Source organism: Acinetobacter sp. 24-47-62, assembly GCF_056779765.1.
The window spans coordinates 1-22,623 of record NZ_JBWYIN010000016.1 but is presented as its reverse complement, the minus strand read 5'-3'; the positions used below and the strand labels follow the sequence as shown (position 1 = coordinate 22,623).

Annotated in this window: 20 protein-coding genes; 11 read left to right on the top strand and 9 right to left on the bottom strand. The window is 38.2% G+C overall.

Annotated features, from left to right (window positions below):
- Positions 1 to 3: 3 nt before the first annotated feature.
- A complete protein-coding gene (gene rubA / locus AC1M87_RS12755) occupies positions 4 to 168 on the bottom strand; it encodes a rubredoxin RubA (RefSeq protein WP_000760495.1) in 165 nt (54 codons plus the stop codon).
- 492 nt (positions 169 to 660) lie between these two features.
- On the opposite strand from rubA, the gene AC1M87_RS12750 reads away from it, so the two are divergent.
- Complete coding sequence (locus AC1M87_RS12750; protein WP_035266671.1) at positions 661 to 1,197, top strand: adenine phosphoribosyltransferase; 537 nt, start codon at positions 661 to 663, stop codon at positions 1,195 to 1,197.
- Positions 1,198 to 1,228: 31 nt separating this feature from the next.
- On the opposite strand, the gene AC1M87_RS12745 is transcribed toward AC1M87_RS12750, so the two are convergent.
- Entirely contained in the window at positions 1,229 to 1,741 is a 513-nt protein-coding gene (locus AC1M87_RS12745; RefSeq protein WP_035266673.1) for a YqiA/YcfP family alpha/beta fold hydrolase, read from the bottom strand.
- 247 nt (positions 1,742 to 1,988) lie between these two features.
- Here AC1M87_RS12745 and lysS point away from each other — a divergent pair, with 247 nt between their 5' ends.
- Complete coding sequence (gene lysS, locus AC1M87_RS12740; RefSeq protein ID WP_092766879.1) at positions 1,989 to 3,518, top strand: lysine--tRNA ligase; 1,530 nt, start codon at positions 1,989 to 1,991, stop codon at positions 3,516 to 3,518.
- A 302-nt stretch (positions 3,519 to 3,820) separates the two neighbouring features.
- Complete coding sequence (locus AC1M87_RS12735; protein ID WP_481593907.1) at positions 3,821 to 5,269, top strand: capsule assembly Wzi family protein; 1,449 nt, start codon at positions 3,821 to 3,823, stop codon at positions 5,267 to 5,269.
- Between the two features lie 48 nt (positions 5,270 to 5,317).
- Here AC1M87_RS12735 and AC1M87_RS12730 read toward each other — a convergent pair whose 3' ends face one another.
- Positions 5,318 to 5,845: a hypothetical protein gene (locus tag AC1M87_RS12730; RefSeq protein ID WP_481586517.1), complete on the bottom strand. Its 528-nt coding sequence runs from the start codon at positions 5,843 to 5,845 to the stop codon at positions 5,318 to 5,320.
- A 15-nt stretch (positions 5,846 to 5,860) separates the two neighbouring features.
- Positions 5,861 to 6,304: a GNAT family N-acetyltransferase gene (locus tag AC1M87_RS12725; protein WP_481593906.1), complete on the bottom strand. Its 444-nt coding sequence runs from the start codon at positions 6,302 to 6,304 to the stop codon at positions 5,861 to 5,863.
- A gap of 141 nt (positions 6,305 to 6,445) precedes the next feature.
- Here AC1M87_RS12725 and cysD point away from each other — a divergent pair, with 141 nt between their 5' ends.
- The 5 genes from cysD to AC1M87_RS12700 all read left to right on the top strand — a co-directional run bounded on the left by cysD (position 6,446) and on the right by AC1M87_RS12700 (position 10,938).
- Complete coding sequence (cysD, locus tag AC1M87_RS12720) at positions 6,446 to 7,360, top strand: sulfate adenylyltransferase subunit CysD (protein WP_035266686.1); 915 nt, start codon at positions 6,446 to 6,448, stop codon at positions 7,358 to 7,360.
- A 125-nt stretch (positions 7,361 to 7,485) separates the two neighbouring features.
- Positions 7,486 to 9,102 (top strand): sulfate adenylyltransferase subunit CysN, encoded by a 1,617-nt coding sequence (cysN, locus tag AC1M87_RS12715; RefSeq protein WP_481593905.1) that lies wholly within the window; start codon positions 7,486 to 7,488, stop codon positions 9,100 to 9,102.
- Between the two features lie 117 nt (positions 9,103 to 9,219).
- On the top strand, positions 9,220 to 9,396 hold the full coding sequence (locus AC1M87_RS12710) for a hypothetical protein (RefSeq protein ID WP_481593904.1): 177 nt from the start codon (positions 9,220 to 9,222) through the stop codon (positions 9,394 to 9,396).
- Positions 9,397 to 9,692: 296 nt separating this feature from the next.
- A complete protein-coding gene (locus tag AC1M87_RS12705; RefSeq protein WP_481593903.1) occupies positions 9,693 to 9,941 on the top strand; it encodes a DUF2798 domain-containing protein in 249 nt (82 codons plus the stop codon).
- Between the two features lie 121 nt (positions 9,942 to 10,062).
- Entirely contained in the window at positions 10,063 to 10,938 is an 876-nt protein-coding gene (locus tag AC1M87_RS12700) for an SDR family oxidoreductase (RefSeq protein ID WP_481593902.1), read from the top strand.
- Positions 10,939 to 10,994: 56 nt separating this feature from the next.
- Here AC1M87_RS12700 and AC1M87_RS12695 read toward each other — a convergent pair whose 3' ends face one another.
- The 3 genes from AC1M87_RS12695 to AC1M87_RS12685 all read right to left on the bottom strand — a co-directional run bounded on the left by AC1M87_RS12695 (position 10,995) and on the right by AC1M87_RS12685 (position 16,568).
- The gene (locus AC1M87_RS12695) at positions 10,995 to 13,415 is read right to left on the bottom strand and encodes a glycerophosphodiester phosphodiesterase family protein (RefSeq protein WP_481593901.1); all 2,421 of its coding nucleotides are present in this window, start codon (positions 13,413 to 13,415) and stop codon (positions 10,995 to 10,997) included.
- Between the two features lie 264 nt (positions 13,416 to 13,679).
- Positions 13,680 to 16,139: a glycerophosphodiester phosphodiesterase family protein gene (locus tag AC1M87_RS12690; RefSeq protein WP_481593900.1), complete on the bottom strand. Its 2,460-nt coding sequence runs from the start codon at positions 16,137 to 16,139 to the stop codon at positions 13,680 to 13,682.
- Positions 16,140 to 16,277: 138 nt separating this feature from the next.
- Entirely contained in the window at positions 16,278 to 16,568 is a 291-nt protein-coding gene (locus AC1M87_RS12685; RefSeq protein WP_481593899.1) for a hypothetical protein, read from the bottom strand.
- Between the two features lie 131 nt (positions 16,569 to 16,699).
- Between AC1M87_RS12685 and AC1M87_RS12680 the strand changes: the two genes are divergently transcribed.
- Positions 16,700 to 17,692, top strand: coding sequence for an NAD(P)H-quinone oxidoreductase (locus tag AC1M87_RS12680; RefSeq protein ID WP_481593898.1), 993 nt, complete (start codon positions 16,700 to 16,702; stop codon positions 17,690 to 17,692).
- Positions 17,693 to 17,774: 82 nt separating this feature from the next.
- On the opposite strand, the gene AC1M87_RS12675 is transcribed toward AC1M87_RS12680, so the two are convergent.
- A complete protein-coding gene (locus tag AC1M87_RS12675; protein WP_035266694.1) occupies positions 17,775 to 18,452 on the bottom strand; it encodes a YetF domain-containing protein in 678 nt (225 codons plus the stop codon).
- Positions 18,453 to 18,761: 309 nt separating this feature from the next.
- Here AC1M87_RS12675 and AC1M87_RS12670 point away from each other — a divergent pair, with 309 nt between their 5' ends.
- Together AC1M87_RS12670 and AC1M87_RS12665 are read left to right on the top strand one after the other, a co-directional pair.
- Positions 18,762 to 20,423, top strand: a complete 1,662-nt coding sequence (locus AC1M87_RS12670) for a sensor domain-containing diguanylate cyclase (RefSeq protein ID WP_481593897.1) — start codon at positions 18,762 to 18,764, stop codon at positions 20,421 to 20,423.
- A gap of 57 nt (positions 20,424 to 20,480) precedes the next feature.
- Positions 20,481 to 21,518, top strand: a complete 1,038-nt coding sequence (locus tag AC1M87_RS12665) for a molecular chaperone DnaJ (RefSeq protein WP_481593896.1) — start codon at positions 20,481 to 20,483, stop codon at positions 21,516 to 21,518.
- Between the two features lie 46 nt (positions 21,519 to 21,564).
- Here AC1M87_RS12665 and AC1M87_RS12660 read toward each other — a convergent pair whose 3' ends face one another.
- On the bottom strand, positions 21,565 to 22,326 hold the full coding sequence (locus AC1M87_RS12660) for a hypothetical protein (RefSeq protein ID WP_481593895.1): 762 nt from the start codon (positions 22,324 to 22,326) through the stop codon (positions 21,565 to 21,567).
- Positions 22,327 to 22,623: the final 297 nt, after the last annotated feature.

The following is a 22,623-nucleotide window of genomic DNA, read 5'->3' as shown; positions in this document are numbered from 1 at the left end:
GTATTAGATTTCAATCATTTCAAAATCTGCTTTTGATACGCCGCAATCTGGGCAAGTCCAATCATCTGGAATATCTTCCCATTTAGTGCCTGCAGCAATGCCATCTTGTGGCCAGCCTTCTGCTTCGTCATAAATCCATCCACAAACGATGCATTGATATTTTTTCATTTGATTCTCCAAAAAATACTGACAATTCCATTTATTGGTGTCAGCCAAAATCTTTCTCACACCTAGACTCGAGTGATATGAATTTTTATCGTTCATATTCAAGCAAATTTTTACGCAGTTCGAGGTGGAAAGTAAAGTAAATAACGGAGTTTAGCTGACTAAAAGAGAAGCTGAATGGCAGATTAGGACAAAACGCATGCTAATTATGCTAATGCATGATAGGACTGAGCATTAAATCTTTGAAATATTTGCCAAAATTATATGTATTATGATTTAAAAAAAATTGTCAGACTTTTGTCGCGTATTGATTTACCAGCTATTTATATAAAATTTATACTGTTTGTGTTTTATACTTGTTATTTAATTAAAAAATGGTTTATTAAAAATCAATAAGTTATATTGGTTGGTATTTTTTCTTAGCTCATGTTTGCTATATTTTTTGTCGATAATTCGTTAAAATTCACGCATTCTTTTGTCTAATTTTTATCTCCTATGTCTACTTCTTTGTCTACATCATTGTGGTCACACATTCGTACGGTCCAAGATTTTCCAAAACCAGGAATTTGTTTCTTTGATTTAACTCCTTTGTTCATGCAGAGCATTGCACCTTTAACTGACGCCTTAATCGAAAGTATTCCTGCGGAGCAATTGGCAGAGGTAGAGAGTTTCGTTGCGGTTGAAGCACGTGGGTTTGTTTTGGCGAGTTTGTTGGCGCAACGTACTGGTAAGGGGTTGTTGTTGGTTCGTAAAGCTGGAAAATTACCACCACCAGTAATTGGTGTGGGCTATAGCCTTGAGTATGGCATGGACCGTTTAGAAATGTCTGCGGATGTACAGGCTCAAAAAGTGATTATTGTTGATGATGTATTGGCCACAGGTGGTACATTAAAAGCAGTTAAGCAATTGATGGATAAATGTCAGCACACTGTTTTAGGGGCGAGTATTTTCCTTGATTTGCCAGACTTACACGCAGATTTAGGAATGAATATTTGGTCTGTTTTGGACGATAAATCAAAACCTCAAATTTAAGTCGAAAAGCCTTGTGATTCACAAGGCTTTTTTAATGTGATTGATGATTTGAGTGGCTGACTAATCCGATCAGGTAATTCAGGCGATCAGGGTTTTCCAGTTGATGACGGCCACCAATAATACTTTCAACGTACATGTATGGCTCTAATAAGTCAGAGGTACTATGCATATCAATCAGTTCATCACCAAGTTCGATATAAGCGATTTGAGATGAGGTTTTGGATTGAAGCTCCTCAATTGTAATCGCTGGATAATCAGGATCAAAAGATGGCATTAGGCTCGGATTTGCAATCACAGCAGGAAGTTGAAATCGATTTGACATCTTTAATGCCCAGTAACCACCTAGACTATGTCCTACTAAAATGTCTGGTTTAATTTTCTCGATCATATCGATATAAAAACGTTCAACAGCAGCGTATTTTAAATTTCGATAATCAACATTAATGCAATATTTATTTTTAGAAAGAATTGCCTGAAACTTGGTAGATTCTCTTGAAGAATCTAATCCATGCATAAACAATACTTTAGGGTCTTGAGTGTTCATAAGTCATCATTAAATCCATTCTATTTTTTATGATTGTTGAAAGTATACTTTTCCACAATTTATAGGATGATTGTAGAGTGCTGTATTCAAAGTACAACTTAGCTTTTGGTCTAAGAAATGTTCAGACCTAGACTTTAGTGGATGAAATTAAGCGTTTTTCAAATGGCTGATTATTTTCTAATGCTCAAGTACTTTGAATTCTGCTATGCTATGCAACTTCTTTTTTAAATAAAATTACGAGGCAGAGATGACGCAACAAAACGCTCAATCGACTTCTGAACAAGCCATTTCCGAAAACGATTTAATCGCACAGCGTCATGCCAAGTTAAAACAGATTCAAGATAAGGCTCAAGAGCAGGGCACTAGCCCTTGGCCAAACACGTTTAAGCGTGAACATTATGCACAAGACCTTCAGGATCAGTTTGCTGATAAATCAAAAGAAGAAATTGAAGGCAGTGAAAAAGTTTATGTCAAAGTTGCGGGTCGGGTGATGTTGAACCGCGGTTCGTTCATGGTGATCCAAGACATGACCGGCCGTATTCAGCTTTATGTGGCGCGTAAAGAACTTTCTGCTGAAACACTTGACACCATTAAAGGTTTAGACCTAGGTGATATTATTGCCGTTGAAGGTTACATTGGACGTTCAGGCAAAGGTGATCTTTATGTGCATATTGAACATTTTGAACTCCTCACTAAATCACTCCGTCCTCTTCCAGACAAGTTCCACGGTTTAACAGATACAGAAGTAAAATATCGTAAACGTTATCTTGATTTGATCGTGAACGAAGAAACGCGTAAGACTTTTGAAATTCGAGCAAAAGTAGTTGCTGGTATTCGTAACTTCTTGACTGAAAAACGTTATATGGAAGTTGAAACGCCAATGATGCATGTGATTCCAGGTGGTGCTTCTGCGCGTCCATTTGAAACGCATCACAATGCCTTAGACATGCCATTATTCTTACGTATTGCACCAGAACTTTACTTAAAGCGTTTGGTTGTAGGTGGTTTTGAACGTGTGTTTGAGATTAACCGTAACTTCCGTAATGAAGGTGTGTCTACACGTCACAACCCAGAATTCACCATGATCGAATTCTACCAAGCTTATGCAGACTACAAAGACTTGATGGAACTGACAGAGCAAATGCTAGAAAAACTAGCAATTGATATCTTAGGTTCGACAGATGTACCTTATGGCGAAGAAGTGTATAGCTTCAAAGGTCCATTCAAGAAAATCTCAATGTTTGATGCAATTCTTGAACATAACCCACAATTTACACCTGAAAATGTAAATGATCGCGAGTTCTTAGCTGAGTTTGTTAAGAATGAACTTAAAGAGCAAGTGAAGCCAGGTTTTGGTCTAGGTAAGCTTCAAACGATTGTATTTGAGGAAACTGTTGAAACGAAACTTCGTCAACCGACCTTCATTACTGAATATCCTGCGGAAACCTCTCCATTGGCACGTCGTAACGATGACAACCCGCACATTACTGACCGTTTTGAATTCTTCATTGGTGGTCGTGAGCTTGCAAATGGCTTCTCAGAGTTAAATGACCCAATTGACCAGGCTGAGCGTTTCCAAGCACAGGTAGCTGAAAAAGATGCGGGTGATGATGAAGCAATGCACTATGATGCCGACTTCGTTGAGGCGCTTGAATATGGATTACCTCCTACAGCAGGTGAAGGGATTGGTATTGATCGTCTGGTAATGCTATTTGCCAATGCGCCAAGTATTCGCGATGTGATCTTATTCCCACATATGCGTCACAAAAATGCGTAATAGTGAAATTAAAAAAGCCCTTCTTTGAAGGGCTTTTTTAATTTTTCTTAACATAAAATTAAATTTAAATGTTTTTTAGTGTGAGTGTATTTTGAGGTTTTAATCACAAAATATTTAATTAAGGTGATAAAAAAATATAGAAAATTATCATTAAGGCTAATCTGTTTAACCAGCTGTATGTTTATCAAAATATTTATACAATGTTATTAAATGTATCTAATTAAATACTTAATGTAAAGTTAATGGATTTATAAATTAAAAATTCAAATAATCAATAAGATATAATCCTAAATTGATTTGTGATGAACCCGAATAGACTTATAAAAATCCTATCATCGAGCTTACTATTTTCTAGTCCACTGGTGTTTGCCAATGGTATTCTCCTCAACGATGAAAACCTGAGAGATGATTTAAATTGGCTGAATCAACAAGGTGTGATTCAAATAAGCACCTCGACATGGCCGCTAAGTGGTGATGAGGTCCAACGTGCCCTCACCAATGCTAAAATTAACTCCATCGAACAACAAAAGGTTATTCAGGAAGTCGAAAGAGCGATTCAGCAGCAAAATGAAACATTAAAAGTTGATGCTTTCGCGGAGAGTGATCAAAAGAAAATCCCACAATCTTTTGCCGATCATCAAAAAGCACAATATGCGCTTGGTGCAGAGTTAAATCTTGGGGGGCAAAATTGGGATGCGAAGCTCAAAGTTAGAGGTGAAAAAGACCCTCAGATAGACAATGGGCAAGACGTTAACCTAGAAGGCTCATATCTTGCGGGTAAACTTTGGAATCAATGGCTCATTGCTGGTCAGATTCCAACCTACTGGGGGCCTGCACACGATGGTAGTTTGATACGTGGAGATGCAAGTCGACCAGTATATGGTTTCACTCTACAGCGTGCTGAACAGGCTGCTTTTGATCATAAATGGCTCTCATGGATCGGGCCTTGGCAATACCAAGCTTTTGGCGGCCAGTTAGATGATTATAAAGCAGTTCCTGATGCGAAAATTATTGGTTTACGTTTGACCGCACAACCACTACCTTATTTAGAGTTCGGTGCATCACGCATTATTCAATGGGGTGGTGAAGGTCGCCCTGAGGATTTAGGAACTCTCTGGGATGCTTGGATTGGTAAAGATAATGTTTACGGGGATACTGTTAATCCATCTAACCAGATTGCTGGATTTGATGCGCGTTTGAATCTAAGCTATTTATTGAACCAGCCAATCGGCGTCTATGCTCAATACGTGGGGGAAGATGAAGCAGGTGGCTTACCTGCTAAGAAAATGTATCAGGCTGGGGTGGATTATTCTTCATCTTTAAAAAAAATGCCTTATCAGGTTTATGCTGAGTGGGTAGACACCACTACAAATGGGAAGGCCCAAGGAATATCTTATAATCACAGTGTTTATACAGATGGATATTATCAACATGGCTATCCTCTTGCACATGCGATTGGAGGAGATGGTGAGATGATTTCTTTGGGTGGAAATATTCGTTTTGATGCCATGAATAGACTTTCAGGTCGCGTATTATTTGCAAAAGTAAATCAATCAAATCGAGATACCAATGCTGCATTTTCTGAGGAAGATGATATCCAAGCATTAGATTTAACTTGGACGCATTTTGTGAAGCCGAATTTGCCATTAAAGATTAATGGTTGGATTGCAGATTCAGATCGTCATGGTAATGATGCAGGTGCTTCTGTTGGTATTGAAATACCTTTAGATGTCAAAAAACTGGGACGTTAATATTCTTAGATTAGCATTTGAAAAAGCCACCTAAAAAGGTGGCTTTTTTTACATGAGACTTGTTTGTATCCGAACTTTCATTTCTAAGCTAAGTTGCGCGATATAATCCTTCATCCATGGGTAATTCTGTCCCATTGGATTTACTTTAGTGGCTGTGTCTAAAAAACTAAGCTCAGGCTGACTGAATAATTGCTTTTCTAAGCAGTCTTTAAATTGCTCAGCGTTCGCATATAAATCTGTTTCAACTACAAAAAAATGTTTTGGATAATTGTAAAAGGCATAGCACAAATTAAAAGCTTTTTGATTGCCTTTTAAATGACCAATACTAATTTCACTTCTATGATCTTGATTGCTATGTGTAACGCCAATCAAGAACTTTAGTTTTTGATCAGTATGTTCAACAGCAAACTGTAAGCCAATTTGATCAGCAGTTAACTCGTGCTGAACAAAAATATTTAAAGCAGAACCATTTTCAGTAAACGGTTCTTGTAACACTAGAATTTGATGATGCTGATAAATATGACCAGCAATTTGAGCTCGCTCTAAATGTTGTTTAAGAGATTCAAGGCTAAGCATGGGAGATAAAAATAACTAATTTAGAGATTTTTTATATTGAATGAATCCCGTTTCGGTTGCAACACGATTATACAAAAGTCTAGCATTATCATTGCTTTTATGGGTTAACCAATACACTCTATCATAATTATTTTTACATTCGTCATAGCTAAATTCTATTAATTTCCTGGCTAAGCCCTGATTTCTATAATTTGCATCAATAAACAAATCTTGGAGATAACAATAAGGGAGTTTAGTCCAAGTGCTTGCGTGAGAAATGAGATGTACAATTCCGACGACGTTTTGATTTTTTATAATGGCATAGCCAAACATATCGGTTTGCGACGCATCAGATAATCGTTTGAAAGTCAGAGCCGCTTGTTGAGGATTCAATTCGGTCTTGTAGAATTCAAGGTAAGCTGACCAAAGGGGTAACCATTCTTGGTATTTTATATTTGAAAGGCCTGTAATTGTTATCATAATTAGATTGTCTCTTTGCTTATATTCTATTTGAGTATATTAATATAAAAAAACGAGATAAAGCTCTGTTGTCTAAATCACTATAATGAATATAAATTTTCAAAAGTGTCATAAGTACACATATTCTAGCTGGTGTTGTCCATGTCATTAAATGAGGAAAGACTTACTCATCTTAAACAGCTTGAAGCTGAGAGTATTCATATCATTCGCGAAGTTGCTGCAGAATTCGAAAATCCAGTCATGCTTTATTCGATTGGTAAGGACTCGGCAGTTATGCTGCATTTAGCGCTTAAAGCATTCTATCCTGCAAAACTCCCTTTTCCACTGTTACATGTAGATACAGGTTGGAAATTTAAGGACATGATTGCTTTCCGCGACAATATGGCTAAGCAACACGGTTTCGATCTTATCGTCCACCAAAATAAAGAAGGTAAGGATGCTGGGATTAACCCATTTGATCATGGTAGTTCGAAATATACTGATATCATGAAAACTCAGGGTTTAAAACAGGCATTAGATAAATACAAGTTCGATGCTGCATTTGGTGGTGCTCGCCGTGATGAAGAAAAATCACGTGCCAAAGAACGTGTGTATTCATTCCGTGATGATAAACATCGTTGGGATCCTAAAAACCAACGTCCAGAACTTTGGAATCTTTACAATGGTAAAGTGAATAAAGGCGAAAGTATCCGTGTGTTCCCATTGTCGAACTGGACTGAGCTTGATATTTGGCAATATATTTACTTAGAAAGTATTCCACTTGTTCCATTGTACTTGGCGGCAGAACGACCTGTTGTTGAGCGTAGTGGTACATTAATTATGGTGGATGATGAGCGTATGCCTTTAAAAGAAGGTGAAGTTCCACAAATGAAATCGGTTCGTTTCCGTACTTTGGGGTGTTACCCATTGACAGGTGCGGTGGAGTCGACTGCTAACACCTTGCCAGAAATTATCCAAGAAATGTTGCTTGCAACGAGTTCTGAGCGCCAAGGTCGAATGATTGACCATGATGAAGCGGGCTCGATGGAAAAGAAAAAGCAAGAAGGTTACTTCTAGAATCTCTCTTCCGCAGCAGCGCTGCTCATCTCTTTGTAAAAGAGAGGAGTCATCCCCCTTTTTCAAAGGGGGAACGAGGGGGATTCAAATACACCGATTTCAACATATTTGTGGAGCTATGAGCCATGTCTCATCAATCAGATTTGATTAGCCAAGATATCTTGGGTTATTTAAAACAACACGAAAATAAAGACTTATTACGCTTTTTGACTTGCGGTAACGTAGATGATGGTAAATCAACTTTAATTGGTCGTTTACTTTACGATTCAAAATTGATTTATGAAGATCAATTGCAAGCAGTGACACGTGATTCTAAAAAAGTCGGTACAACAGGGGATGCACCTGACTTAGCGTTACTTGTAGATGGTTTACAAGCAGAGCGTGAACAAGGTATTACTATTGATGTAGCTTACCGTTATTTCTCTACAGAAAAACGTAAGTTCATTATTGCCGACACTCCGGGGCATGAACAATACACACGTAACATGGCTACAGGTGCGTCTACGTGTGACCTTGCGATCATTTTAATTGATGCGCGTTACGGTGTTCAAACGCAAACACGTCGTCATACGTATATTGCAAGCTTACTTGGTATTAAGAACATTATTGTTGCGATCAACAAAATGGACTTGGTTGAGTTCTCTGAAGCACGCTTTAATGAGATTCAAACAGAATACGCAGGCTTTGTTGCACAACTTGGCGATCGTAAACCATCTAACATCATCTTTACGCCGATTTCTGCGTTAAATGGTGATAACGTTGTAAACAAATCACCAAATACACCTTGGTACACAGGCGAAACTTTGATGGGTACGCTTGAATCTGTAGAGATTAATCGTACTTCAGCTAAAGCTGACTTCCGTTTCCCTGTACAGTATGTGAACCGTCCTAACCTCGATTTCCGTGGTTTCTGCGGTACGATCGCATTAGGTGATATCAACGTTGGAGATACGATTACTGCGTTGCCATCAGGTAAATCATCTACAGTTAAAGAAATCGTTACTTTTGATGGTAACTTAGAACGTGCAGTTGCTGGTCAAGCAGTGACATTAACGTTAAACGACGAGATTGATATTTCTCGTGGTAACGTACTTGTACGTGCGGATCAAGAAGTACCTTCAATTTCTCGTTCTGTCCAAGCGACTGCTGTATGGATGGCAGATCAACCGCTTGCGATTGGTAAGTTATATAACGTGAAGATTGGTACGCAAACTGTTCCTGCTAAGGTAACAGCAATTAACTTCCGTACAAACGTAAATACGCTTGAAAAAGTTCAAGTTGAAAACTTAGAGCTGAATGCGATTGCGAATGTAACGATTGAATTTGATGCACCAGTCGTATTTGACCGTTACCAAGACAGCCGTTACACAGGTTCATTTATCTTTATTGACCGCCTAAGCAACGTAACTGTTGGTGCAGGTATGGTTGAAGAGGCAGTTGAATGGACTGCACATAATGAGCCTGTAACATCAGAAGCACGTGCGGCGCGTTTGGGTCAAAAACCTGCTGCGGTAACTGTATCAAATGCTGCAATTGTGAATGCACAAGTATTAGAAAGCTTATTGATCCAACAAGGTGTTGTCGCGATTGCTAAAGCTGGTTTAACTGCTGAGCAAGTTGCATTATTACGTGAAACTGGAGTGGTGGTCATTACTGATACTGCAACAGGTACGGATGCAAGTTTTGAAGTAGAAGCTGCTGAAGAATTGGCTGAGAAGATTGTGGAATTGGTTCGTCTTTAAGATTGACTGATTTAAAAAAACCCGCCTGATGGCGGGCTTTTTTATTTAAAATTTAATAACGACCACACTAGCCCTAATGAGCTAAGATAGAATGAACATTAACGATAAATTCGAGATATGATGAAAATAGTAGCGTATTTGCTTTTGATGTTCTTGACGGCGTGTATGAATGCTCCGATAGAACAAAAACAACCCAGTAAAGCCTGTTTAGAATACCAACAGATGATGACAGCGCCTATGCCTAGAGAAGCTATGCAAAAACTGCAAAAAAAATGCTTGGAATCTAAAGAATAGAGATTAACGGTAAAATTGAACTAAAAACTTAAAACATTTTCGTAGAGTAGAAAAGCTAAAAAATAAAATCATCGTTTAAAGTTAAATATTTTTTTATTGCTCATGAGTCTTGATTAAGATGGAAACTAATCCATTCTATTTAATATTCATTTACTAAGAAAAATTATTAAACCATGCCTCAAGGTTCAAAATTTTAAAGATATTGGATTAGTTTTGTGTGCTTGAAACTTGAAAAATATAGGAATAGTGATTGCATTGGTGCTAAATTAAATGAGATGAAATGATTAGGCACTACAATGAATAAAGCACTCCCAAAATTTCACCCCAAACATCTCAATTGGCTGATGCCGTTAATTTTGTCATGTTTGATGAGTGGTTCAATTTCTTTAATTAATATTGTAATGAATCGTGGATTTTTTGATGGGATCTGGGCGGTCTGGATAAAGACGTGGGCAATGTCTTGGTTAATCGCATTTCCATTGATCTTAATATTTTTACCTGTGGTAAGAAAAATCTTAATGCGTTTTGTAAAAACTATGCCATAGCCCTTGAATGAAAGGTTTGATTAGCATTTGAAACAACAATTATAAAATTCTATGATCTTGCAACTGTTAAAAAATCGGGATAATTTTGCAAGTCGATAAAAATTACAACCTAAGGATTGGCATGACATATAACTCAGTATTCAAGGAAAACTTATTTCAGAATCAGGTCATCATTGTGACAGGAGGTGGTTCTGGTATTGGACGTTGTACAGCTCATGAGCTTGCATCATTGGATGCACAAGTGATTATTACAGGGCGTACCCAAGAAAAACTCGATAAAGTTGTTGCTGAAATCATGCAAGATGGTGGCAGAGCCTATGGCATTGCTTGTGATAATCGTGATGAAGCACAAGTGAAAGCCATGATTAGGGAAGTAATTGAAAAATTCGGACGAATTGATGGCTTGGTGAATAATGCAGGCGGACAATTTCCAGCGCATTTAGAAAAAATCTCAGCCAATGGATTTGATGCTGTCATTCGAAACAATCTACACGCTACATTCTATCTTATGCGCGAAGCTTACAATCAATGGATGAATAAGCATGGTGGAAATATTGTCAACATGACTGCTGATATGTGGGGAGGTATGCCAAATATGGGACATTCAGGCGCAGCCCGTGCAGGGGTTGATAATCTGACCAAGACAGCTGCTGTCGAGTGGGGCAAATCTGGAGTTCGTGTGAATGCCGTAGCACCTGGATGGATTTTGTCATCAGGTATGGATACATATACTGGTGAAATGGCTGAAAAAGTGATTCCAAGTATGGCGGAGAAAGTTCCTTTGCAACGCATGGGAACAGAAGCTGAGGTGTCGTCAGCGATCGTCTATTTATTGTCTGAAGCGTCTAAATTTATATCGGGTGTCACGATAAGGATTGATGGCGCAGCTTCTCAAGGCACACGTATATTTCCATTAAGTCCGGCTGAGAATAATCAAGCCTATGATGGATTTCACCGTTCTTTTTTACCCGAAGTGATTCAAAATTTAAAAAAATAAGAAATGCCCAATTGAAGCTTTAAACTTAACAATTGGGCATGTAAATTTAAAGTTTCTTACTGAATCGTGACTGTCACGGGTTTACCGTACAGGGTGTAGCTATAATTCGGCACAATCGTGTATTGATAGCTCGGCATGACATAGGCTTTGCCTTTTTCACTAAACGTAATCGACTGACCATTTTTACTATATTTGGCAGAACCAGGCAGAACAATCATTGAATTAAAGTTTTGTGCTGAAGCCTTACCTATCTGAGTAACTTTTTCTCCACTAAAAACAACAGGCTGTCCCACTTTCGCAGTAATTTGACCTGGAGTATTGATCTTGACGACTAAATCAGAAGATTCATGAGCATAATCGGTGGTTAAGCCATGTGTTCCTTGTACATACATACGATTAAAATCATCTTTATTGGTACGGAATGTCCAAGGCCAGAAAGTTACGCCACGTAAGCTCGCCATTGACATTAACTCTTTGCTTAATCCTGCAAAAGACGGGTTAAATGTAGAAGAATATTTTTGAGTCGCGTCTAATATTCGACGTGTGTTTACAATATTGCTTTGTGCGTTCGGCGTACTCGTTAAGAAGCCTGTAGAAACACCCGGTAAGGTATTTTTCATCTGTAAGATTTGATCACCATTAAAACTGATGACAATCGATTGATCATAGGCATTGTGCTTATCTAAAAGTTCTTTAATCTTCGCTACAATTTCAGGCTTAGCACTTTTAATTTCGATGAAATTGGTCACATGGGGGTATTTTTTGACTGCAGCCAAAACCTCATCCATGGTTGGAACTGGGCGACCATTGGGAATCGTACGTAACTGACGAATTTCAGCTAAGGTCAGATCTTCAGTGTTTCTGCTATCACCTGTGGTACGTTTTAGCGTCCCGTCATGCATCAAGAAAACATGACCATCTTTCGATAGATAAACATCATATTCAACTGCATCAGCACCCACCTCAATAGCTTTGATTGTTCCTTCTAAAGTATTTTCATCCTCTAAAGCTGGAATACCACGATGGCCTGTGATGAGGGGTTTTCTTAACAGGGTATTCGGTGCCATCTGCTTCATAATGTTTTGGAAAACATCTGGCTGTTGTGTATAGATCCCATTAATCCCAGTGCTTAAAATATCAGCTGCTTTGAATGCATCAATGCCATCTTTTTGATCTGGATGAAGTGTGCTTGCCCAAGGTGTAATTAATAAGCGTTGTAGATGAGATACGACTTCTGATTGCACTAAGTGCGGCGGTAAAATGACAATTTTTGATAAAGAAGAATTGGTATTATGAGCAATTTTTACAATATCTGATTTACTATTGGTTAAACCAGATTGTTTTGAATAGTCGAGTGCTGTACGCAATACAGGGATTTCAACACGAGCTTTACGTAAGAGTTCAGGCTGATCCGACACCAAGGTGATATCAGCGAGATCATAGTTTTCTGTCAACGTTTTCAGATTACGAATTGTTTTTTCTGAATTGATCGTTAATAGCGGAATATGACGTCGTGTTGAATCATTTAAATAATCTTTTAAATGAGTAATTTTCTTTTGATCTTGGTTAAGAAGATTGAGTTGCTTATCCAGTTGATAGGCAACATGAGTTGCTAATGGAGCTGAGTTCAGTGTAGTTGCGCCAGCAGGCTGAGCGAGTGCTGGTGCCATAGAGACTGGCAATTGCTGATCGATTAGATCTGTAACTCGATTAGACTCTGGTAGGGCTTCAAGTTGCTCAGTCACTTTAATTGAATCTACACGCATCAAAGCGCCAGCTGTAGAAATGCCAATGCCACCCTGATTTAAATTGTAAGGTAGCGTGCTATCGAGTACGAGTTCATCATTAATATAATGGCGTACGCGTTGGCCATGTACGATGACTGTTGCTTTGTAGGTTTTATTTAACTCAAAATTCTCTTTATGTGCAGATTTCTGTAAAACATTCCATGTGTTGTTAGGTTGACGCATAGAAAGTTCAAGACCACTTGCAGCGGTTGCATCAACACGAAATGCGAATTGATAGTATGGAGTAAAAGCTGGATCAGCATATTGATCAGCGGCACGATAGATGATGCTACCCCAACGCCCGCCATTGTTATTTTCTAAGAAAGCAAAATCCATATCGATACGATAATTACGATGTTGCTGTAGTTCGTTTGGCAACATGATGGTCGTCATTTGTGTATCGTGCGCCGTACCATTGATGAGTAGTGCTCCATCTTTAACTTCAATATTCCCTGGATTGCTACGAAGTTGAGTCCAATTGTTTGGAATAGTAGTTAAAGCATTGAAATTTTCTTCAAAAAGTATTTCGGGTACAGGTACTTCAATGTCTGGTGTTTCTGGTTCAGGAGATGGATTAGGATTTTCCGTTTGATCTGGATTTGATACAGCATTTTTTTGATCATCATCGGAGCAAGCCGTTAAGCTTAATGTTAATAATATTGCTGACGTCAGTGTTGTAAATTTCATCATTAAAAAGTACTCGAAAAGTATGTCCCTAAGCGAGACACAATCTAAGTACATAAAATGACAATTCTATGGATTTGTCATAAAGTAAAAAAAATATTACATATTAAATATTTATGAAATTCATCAGTTTTAAATACTGTCGTGTTTAAGCGGTGAACATCATTAAAAGTCCAGTTGAAATCTTATGAAAAGATGAGGGAAAATGCGATTTTCGAAAAAAACCAACTCAGCGAACTGAATTGGTCTCCAAATATCAATGTGATGTGCTTATTGAATGGTCACAGTTACGGGTTTTGCATAGATGGTATAGGTGAAATTGGGTGCTATGGTGTATTGGTAGCTTGGCATGACATAGGCTGTACCACGTTCACTGAAACTCACAGATTGACCATTTAGACTATATTTTGCAGAGCCTGGTAGTACGAGCATCGTATTGAAGCTTTGGTAACTAGATTGACCCAGTTGCGTTAATTTTTGCCCAGCGATTTGTAAAGGTTGACCAACAGTTGCTGTTATTTGTCGTGGAGTTTTAATTTTGACCACAAAATTCGATGCATCTTGTGCATAATCTGTAGTCAACCCATGTGTACCTTGAATGTACATACGATAGAAATCATTTTTAATTAATCGGAACGTCCAAGGCCAGAAGGTCACCCCACGTAAACTTGCCAGATACATGACATCCTGATTCAAACCACTATAATTCGGATTGAATGTTGAAGAAAATTGTCGTGTTGTTTCCAAAATTCTTCGAATGTTTAGAAAAGTAGTTTGTTCCTTTGGTGGATATACCAATAAACCCGTTGATACACCTTTTAGAGTATTCTTCATTTCAAGAATTTGTTGCCCATCAAAACTTATGACAATCGCTTGACCATATGCATTATATTTATCAAGTAAATCTTTAATTTTTGAAATTATTTCGGGTTTTGCACTCTTAATCTCGATAAAATTGGTGACATGTGGGTATTTTTCAACTACTGCAGCCAATACTTCATCCATCGTCGGTACGGCAAGTCGCTGCACGGTCGTTTTTAGTTTACGAACCTCTTCGAGCGTCATGTTCTCAATATTTTTTGCGATACCCGTTGTGCGTAAAACCGATTTATCATGCATTAAAACGACATGGTCATCTTTCGTCAGATAGACATCATATTCCACGGCATCAGCACCAACTTCTATCGCCTTAAGAATACCTTCAAGCGTATTTTCATCAACTTGAGACGGGATTCCTCGATGACCTGTAATAAGCGGTTTACGAAGTAGGGTGTTGGGCGCCATTGAGCGCATGATGGAATGAAATAATTCAGGCTGATGCGTATAAATGCCATTCACTCCTGTCGTTAATATCTCAGCAGCTTGATAGGCATCAAGCTTAGGGCTGGTCTGTCCAGAAGTATTGTGGGTAAAACCTGCCCAAGGTGTGATCAATAAACGTTGCAAGTGTGCAACCAGATGAGATTGAACCAAATGGGCTGGTAAAATCACAATTTTAGAAAGTGATGTATTGGTTGCCTGTGCAATTTTCACAACACTATTTTGATCTGAAATCAAATTGAACTTTTCAGACCAATCCAATGCTGTACGGATTTCTGGAATCTCCACACGCGCTTTTCTTAATAGATATGGATCATCAGAGACTAGCGTGACATCACTAAAATCATAATCTGAAGACAAAGATCTTAATTCAGCCAGTGTGTTTTCAGAGTCGATATGCAGAAGAGGAAGTGTTCTTTTGGTTTGATCAGAAAGAAGACTTCTGAGATGCATCGAGGTCTTATTGTCGAAATCTTTTAAAAATAATTGTTCATCAAGTTGGTAAGCAATATAAGTGGCGGTATGAACGTTATCATTTGTTGATGAGTCGGCTGGTTGTGCTAAAGCGGGCGCCATTGCAACTGGATATTTGTGATCAATGACATCTGTGATCCGATCTTGAGTAGGGAGAGCATCAAGTTGTTCAATCACCCGTATTGTGTTGACCTTCATCAGCAATCCTGCTGCTGAAAGTCCAATGGCACCTTGGTTTAGGTTGGTGGGTAATTCACCATCAAAAACCAATTGATCATTCAAGTAATGACGAACACGTTGATCATGAACAACGACTGTAGCCTTATAAGGTGTATTTAAAGCAATGTTTGATTCGAATTTGGATGTATTGATGACATTCCATGTGTTATTTGAGCGTCTAAGTGCGAGTTCTAGACCATTATAAGCAGATGCATCTGCACGAATAGCAAATTGGTAGTATGGTGTATATTCAGGTTGAGCAAACACACCTGAAGCTCTATAAATAATACTTCCCCAACGAGTACCGTTATTACGCTCAAGGTATTCAAATTCTAACTCAATTTTATAGTTGCGAAGCTTTTGAAAATCCGAACTTAACATGATGGTGGTGGGTTTGGTTAAATCTTTGAGACCATCAATCAGTAAGGCACCCTCTTTAAATTGAATGCTACCTGGATTTGAAGGCAGAATATTCCAATCAGAAGGTATTGAATAAAATTCAGTAAAATCCAGATTTAAATAAGTGTTTGGTTGTGGAACATTGATCGGTGTTTCAGGTTCGAGATCTGGTGGTAGGGATGGTTTTGGATCTTCAGGCTGAATTGGTATGGTTGGCTCAGGAGTATTTGGTAAGGTTGATTTAGCTTGATCTTCCCCAGAGCATCCTGCTAAACCGAGCATGAGCGATAGTGTGACAACTAGAGTCTGCTTTATCATTTTAAAATTCTCGAGTGTACGATCCATGACGACCTTAAAATCTATGAAATTAAGGTTACAATTCCTTTGTAAATCAGAAAAATACGAAGCTTTGTTTATATTATTGAGTTATTTTAATATTCGTGTCTGAGGCAAGGTTCAAAATAAAAGATTTAAAACTTGCCATCCACCAATAATGATACGAATGATCCCCAAAGCGACGAACAATATCATTTCAAAAAAACAGAAAACTAAAAAAGTCCAACCTGCTGCACCATCCACTTTGCTCGCATCGTATTCAATGTATAGCAATAACAACACCAGCCCAATTTGGAAGTAGATCATCGCAATTACTGCTGAATCCCATGGAAAACTTAACAAAAAAGTCCAACAGATGATGACCAAGGCAGCAAAACTGCATGGCAAAATAAATTGCAGCAAGTAACGCATATTATTTTCCCCAAAAAATAATGATTCGTTTTCATCCTTATACATAAGTAATACAGGACTTTATCAATGCGATCAACTATGATGAAATTGATTGAAATGAATGAAAAGTATTGTAAATAAAGGATTTGATTATGGCACAAAGCATGCAACATGTGATCATTACTGAACCAGGCGGCGTTGAGAAGTTGGCTTATGAAACGGTTGATATTCCGCAACCTAAAGACAATGAAGTCTTGGTGAAAGTACATGCTTTCGGCATTAACCGTCCTGATATTTTACAGCGCCAAGGTTTATATCCAATGCCTAAAGGGGTCACACCTGTACCTGGGTTAGAGGTATCAGGGGAAGTCGTTGCAGTAGGGGCTGAGGTAAACGCCTATCAGGTGGGGGATCAAGTGTGTGGACTTACCAATGGTGGTGGTTATGCGGAATACTGTGTGGTGCCTGAATCTCAGCTGATTAATATTCCTGCAGGGGTGAGTCATATTCAAGCTGCTGCAATTCCAGAAACATTTTTTACCGTTTGGGCGAATATTTTTCAAATGGGCAAAGCTAAAGCGGGGGAAACGGCTTTAATCCATGGCGGAACCAGTGGGATTGGAACAACAGCATTAATGTTGTGTAAAGCATTTGGCTTAAAAACTTTTGCGACTGTTGGCTCAGATGAGAAAGTAAAAGCAATTCAAGATTTGACGCATGCAATTAATTATAAAACGGAAGACTTTGAACAGGTCATTCAGCAAGCGACGGAAGAAAATGGCGTAGATATTGTCTTAGATATGGTTGGAGCGCCTTATTTAGCCCAAAACTTGAATGTATTACGTCGTGATGGGCGTTTGGTTTATATCGCATTTCTTGGAGGAGCTAAAGCTGACGGCGTAAAATTAGGTCAAATCATGATGAAGCGTTTAACCATTACTGGCTCAACTATGCGTGCACGTACCACAGCAGAAAAAGCCAAAATCGCTCAAGATTTAAAGACACATGTTGCGCCGTTATGGGCAAAAGGTGAATGTCTACCGATGATTTATAAAACTTTTAATTTTGATGAGATTCAAGCGGCTCATTTAGCAATGGATGCAGGTGATCACATTGGTAAAATTGTGGTGAAAGTCTTGGATTAATCTCAACCACCTATGTTCGATTGAGTCAGCGCTGAGGATGAATAATCTGCTTCGTCCCAACAGACTTTAGATTATTCATCTGCTAACCAATTCTTAGACTGTTCATTGCTTGCGTCCAATCTTGGCAAGAACAGCGCGGACAATCTTGAAGTGGTTGTTGAAGTTCAGTACAGAATCCACAATGTGTACACGCATATATTACGCTAGGTTTTACCTTGTATATTGATTGAGCTTGATCTGGAAAAATTGGTAAGCCATATTTAACTTGCTCATCGGGATAAAACAAAATACTGAAATTCCCATCGGACTCTAATAGACCGACTCGAATTTGACCTAAATGCTCAACGGATTGACGACGCATTTCCGAAAAGAACTCATCATGCGACATATTACCTCGCTTGAATGCTTCAAGGACGAGCATGCCATCTTTTACGATGTAACAGGATTTACCTTCGACTAAGTCTTCGAAAGGCTGATATTTCATCATTAACCACGTTGTGGTGCGGTAAAGCAAGATGATCACACTCATGACGACTACGGCTTGAATTAAGGGTAAATCCTCCGTAAACATTGGATCTCCAGCAATCGATCCAAGACAAAGAATAATGGCAACTTCAAAGATGGAGAGTTGTCTAACCCCTCGCTTGCCAGTCAAACGAAGAAAAAGAATGATGAGTAAATACATCACCACACATCGGATTAAAATTTCGAAAACAAATACCCATGTGGTGTCGTAAAAAAAGATAGAAGCAAAATCCATTTGTTCCTCAATTTTCTAGGTGATTCTACTTAAGCTATCAAGCGCCAAAAAAAAGAAATACAGAATTATTGTCGAATTATTATGACTTTATGTAGATGTGGTGCGTGACTTGAATATTAAATCATGTTGTTTAAAAGATAGGGAGTGGAATTACAGTTGTTAATGTTAATCAGGATTTTGAATATATGAGATAAGGTTGGCATTTTTTATTCATTACAATGATCCGAAATGTTTGTTATGTATTTGTAATATTCTGTTATATTCTTATGGTTGCATGTTTCGGTGTTTAACCAAGAGTTAAGGTGTATTTTGGATTCATTCCGTAATCGCGTTCTGTTCATATTTGCTGGATTAACCATTATCCTTGGGATATGCGTATCGCTGTATATTGGAAATATCGCATCTCAGCACTTGGCTAAAGCCAGTGGACAGACCCTACATGTCGCAGCAAAAAATATCAGTAATGCCTTGGCAGCTTCTCTTGCCGAACGCGAGCGCGAAATGGTGCTGCTCAGCCAATCTCCATTCTTTTCAGAAGCAAGTCTAGATGATCCACGTGTTCGTACACGCTTGGAACAAGTCAAAAATGCGTATGTCTATTATGCTTGGATGGGGGTAACAGATTTAAACGGTGATGTTCAAATTGCTGCGGATGGTATTCTTGAAGGTGAAAACGTTTCTTCACGACCATGGTTTAAGGCAGGTTTACAGGGTACATACTTAGGTGATGTGCATGAAGCTGTGTTATTGGCAAAAAAAATTCAAGCTTTAAATCCTCATGAGCCGATGCGTTTTATTGATTTCGCAACACCAATCTATGATCCAAATACTCAAAAATTAAAAGGAGTGTTAGCTGCACATGCAGATTGGGAGTGGGCACGTCATATTCTCAATAAAGCATTATCTCAAACAGCATCTCAGCGTGGCATAGAAGTCTTTATCTTAAACAAACAGGGTGAACTGCTGTATCCATTTAAAAGTATTGGACGAGTCAAGCCACCTCAACTTAAAGTCAACGATGCACTTTATTATATTGATGATTGGAATGAAGGGCAGGATTTCTTAACCGCAAATATTGCGGTGGAGTCCGAGACTAAAAGTGATATTGGTTGGCATGTGGTAATTCGTCAACCTTTGGCGATTGCTTTGGCAGATATGCGTGATTTGCAGTTCAAAATCTTCCTGATTGGTTTATTCGTCTCGCTGTTTATCTTTTATGTGATTTATCAACTTGCCAATAAATTGAGCAGACCCATTGAGGCTTTAGCTAAATCGGCTTATGCGGTCGAACAGGGAGACGTGCATACGGCATTTCATAGTCAAAGCAGCATCCGTGAAATCCAAGGATTATCACATTCTCTACAAAGCATGACGCAAACCTTATTGGAACAGAAACAACAATTGCTTGAGGCAAACCAATCTCTAGAGCGTAAGGTTCAAGAGCGCACTCGAGCACTTGAATTGGCTAATCTTGAGTTGATTCGATTGTCACGACATGACGCATTAACAGGTTTACACAATCGCCGTGCTTTAAACGAACAACTTGAATACTTATTTGGTCAACATAAAAGAAATCAAATTGGCTATGCAGCACTTATATTGGATGTCGATTATTTTAAGCAAGTCAACGATCAATATGGTCATGATCAAGGGGATCAAGTGTTACAACAAGTAGCAAAAATCCTTGATCAAGCAACGCGTGAAACCGATTTTGTGGCACGTTATGGTGGTGAAGAATTTGTAATTTTATTGCCTGCAACACATCTGATGGGTGCGCAAGTTTTGGCAGAGAAAATTCGTACATTGGTGGAACAAGCTGTTATTTTGGCAGAGAAAACTTTGACCGTCAGTATTGGTGTCAGTGTGACTGATCTCAACGATGCTGATGCTTATGCCATTCTTAAACGAGCAGATCGACATCTTTATCAAGCAAAAGCCAATGGTCGAAATCAAACTGTGATCGATGCTTAAATAAAGCATCCACATTTTGTTAAACTCAGTATTCTCTCATTGGACTAAACACCTGACGTGACTTCATTCGAAATTCAATCCAGTTCTTCTGCACAACTTGTTCAAGATCATAAGCTACGGGTTTTGATTAATCAGATTGAGCAGCAAAAATTACAATTATCCGCATGGCAACACGCCCAAGAAGAAATTCGTACCTACACGCAGAAGAAACTTATTCCTGTCTATCGTGATGTTTATCAAGTGCTGTTTCAGCAATTACAAAGTCTATGGAATAGCCTAAGTCAAATTGATTTAAATAAGTCGTCTCAAAAGGTTGTGGAAGAGAAGTGTTTTAATTTGACCCAAATGTTGAGCAAATCAAATATGCTCAATGAAACTCAACTTGAGACAGTTGAAAAATTACATATTTATTTCGAACAGGTGTTTGCTCAACCACGAAATAAGCAAGATAAAAAGAACAACTTCGAATCTAGTCAAGCACCAGATGCTCATGGTGAACAAAATGATTCAACGATTGATGACGATTCGTTATGGGACAAAGCGCAGTATCAACAAGCAAGGCAGCAAGCCAAGCTCAAACGACAGCAGGATAAGCAAGCCCAAGCCGAAAAGATGGTAAATCAATCACTCAAAACGGTCTATTTAAAAATTGCCTCGATCATTCACCCTGACCGTGAACAAGATGAAGCTAAAAAAGCTGAGAAAACTGAGTTACTACAACGTGCCAATGAGGCATACGGGCAGGGAGATTTGTTCTTTTTACTCAAACTTCAGCTAGAAGTTGAACAAAGTAAAAATGGGTCAAATAAAGGATTAAGCACCGAGCAAGTCAAGTTTTACCAACAGGCTTTAGAAGCACAAAGCCAGTCCTTAAAACAGCAGATTCAGGAATTGATTGACTCGCTGGTGTGGTCAAATAAAGCCAAAATTGCGGTGCAAAAATCAAAAAGGCAACTCAATATTGCGGATTTATATAAGCAGATTGATGCGGATGTGTCAGTGGTGAAGCAACAGCTTAAAGCTGAAAAGCAACGGCTGTTGTATATGGGGAAAGAGAGTGGGTTGGAGATGTTGTTGGAGCATCAAGTCCTATAAATGTCACTTTTCTCCCTCTCCCTTTGGGAGAGGGTTGGGGTGAGGGTTAGTCATCTAAATCATTATCTTTTCCATTAGTTTTAGCTTCTATACCTTTCTTAAACATTTCTATTAACTCTTTTTTCTCTTCTGATAGATCAGAATGATCAGCAGAGTCAATTATGTTTGATATGCGTTGAATATCTAAAAAGTTTTCTACAGTATCAGCTTTAATTTTTTTTGAAATATTCGATATTGTATAAAAATCATTAGATGATCGAGTAACTTGAATCATGGTATCTAGTATTTGTAAAACTCCATTTATATCTTGAGTTTGTTTCTCGAACCAAGAGAGTACATCAGAAGAAGCCCCCCATTCTTTCCAACGATACATGAGTGAACGGAATGATAGTTTTCTTAGTAGAGCTTCAGGATTTGAATTAGCAAATTCATTTAATTTTTTAGTAAAATCTATTTTGAGTTGATCAAAATCAGAATCATCTAATAAAGTTTCACGATTTTTTTCTCTATTCTGATGTTCTGCAATTAGAATGTCATTAACGATTGAAAAAATTGGATTTTGATTGATGTAATCACCCAAAATTTTAGATCGTAAATGTATATCTTCTATGTCTTCTAAACACCAAGAACATAATCTGAACAAATAGATTTGTGGTGAAAAACCAAAAAATTTACTTGATTTGCTATTGATTTCATCGCCAGCATCTAACATTGCATATATATATGATTTGAAATTTTCTTGCGGAACTTTTTTGCTATATGCTTCAAATTTTGATAGAAAATCTTCTGCTAAATTTCTTGCATCCAAGGCAAGAATTTTTTCTTTAAGTTTCTCTCTATCATTGGTTAGTTCTAGGAAATTTATAAAGTCTGACGTAGAAAAATTTTCGCTATCAAAACTAAGTTTGAAATATTTATCAAAGTGATCTTTATGGCATACCCTGAGTTGAGTAAACCATTCTTGATATGAACTATAATCATGATAATAATTACTTATGATCCACTGAGTAGTAGGTGTAGTGGTTTAATAAAGTTGGACACTAAATTAGGTGATAATGTATTCACCAAAGAGGTGCTCAATGAAAACAAGACGAACATTCACTCC

Bases quoted from the DNA above. Each gene is read 5' to 3' on its own strand.
- rubA (WP_000760495.1), bottom strand. From the start codon at position 168: ATGAAAAAATATCAATGCATCGTTTGTGGATGGATTTATGACGAAGCA.
- AC1M87_RS12750 (WP_035266671.1), top strand. From the start codon at position 661: ATGTCTACTTCTTTGTCTACATCATTGTGGTCACACATTCGTACGGTC.
- AC1M87_RS12745 (WP_035266673.1), bottom strand. From the start codon at position 1,741: ATGAACACTCAAGACCCTAAAGTATTGTTTATGCATGGATTAGATTCT.
- lysS (WP_092766879.1), top strand. From the start codon at position 1,989: ATGACGCAACAAAACGCTCAATCGACTTCTGAACAAGCCATTTCCGAA.
- AC1M87_RS12735 (WP_481593907.1), top strand. From the start codon at position 3,821: ATGAACCCGAATAGACTTATAAAAATCCTATCATCGAGCTTACTATTT.
- AC1M87_RS12730 (WP_481586517.1), bottom strand. From the start codon at position 5,845: ATGCTTAGCCTTGAATCTCTTAAACAACATTTAGAGCGAGCTCAAATT.
- AC1M87_RS12725 (WP_481593906.1), bottom strand. From the start codon at position 6,304: ATGATAACAATTACAGGCCTTTCAAATATAAAATACCAAGAATGGTTA.
- cysD (WP_035266686.1), top strand. From the start codon at position 6,446: ATGTCATTAAATGAGGAAAGACTTACTCATCTTAAACAGCTTGAAGCT.
- cysN (WP_481593905.1), top strand. From the start codon at position 7,486: ATGTCTCATCAATCAGATTTGATTAGCCAAGATATCTTGGGTTATTTA.
- AC1M87_RS12710 (WP_481593904.1), top strand. From the start codon at position 9,220: ATGATGAAAATAGTAGCGTATTTGCTTTTGATGTTCTTGACGGCGTGT.
- AC1M87_RS12705 (WP_481593903.1), top strand. From the start codon at position 9,693: ATGAATAAAGCACTCCCAAAATTTCACCCCAAACATCTCAATTGGCTG.
- AC1M87_RS12700 (WP_481593902.1), top strand. From the start codon at position 10,063: ATGACATATAACTCAGTATTCAAGGAAAACTTATTTCAGAATCAGGTC.
- AC1M87_RS12695 (WP_481593901.1), bottom strand. From the start codon at position 13,415: ATGATGAAATTTACAACACTGACGTCAGCAATATTATTAACATTAAGC.
- AC1M87_RS12690 (WP_481593900.1), bottom strand. From the start codon at position 16,139: ATGATAAAGCAGACTCTAGTTGTCACACTATCGCTCATGCTCGGTTTA.
- AC1M87_RS12685 (WP_481593899.1), bottom strand. From the start codon at position 16,568: ATGCGTTACTTGCTGCAATTTATTTTGCCATGCAGTTTTGCTGCCTTG.
- AC1M87_RS12680 (WP_481593898.1), top strand. From the start codon at position 16,700: ATGGCACAAAGCATGCAACATGTGATCATTACTGAACCAGGCGGCGTT.
- AC1M87_RS12675 (WP_035266694.1), bottom strand. From the start codon at position 18,452: ATGGATTTTGCTTCTATCTTTTTTTACGACACCACATGGGTATTTGTT.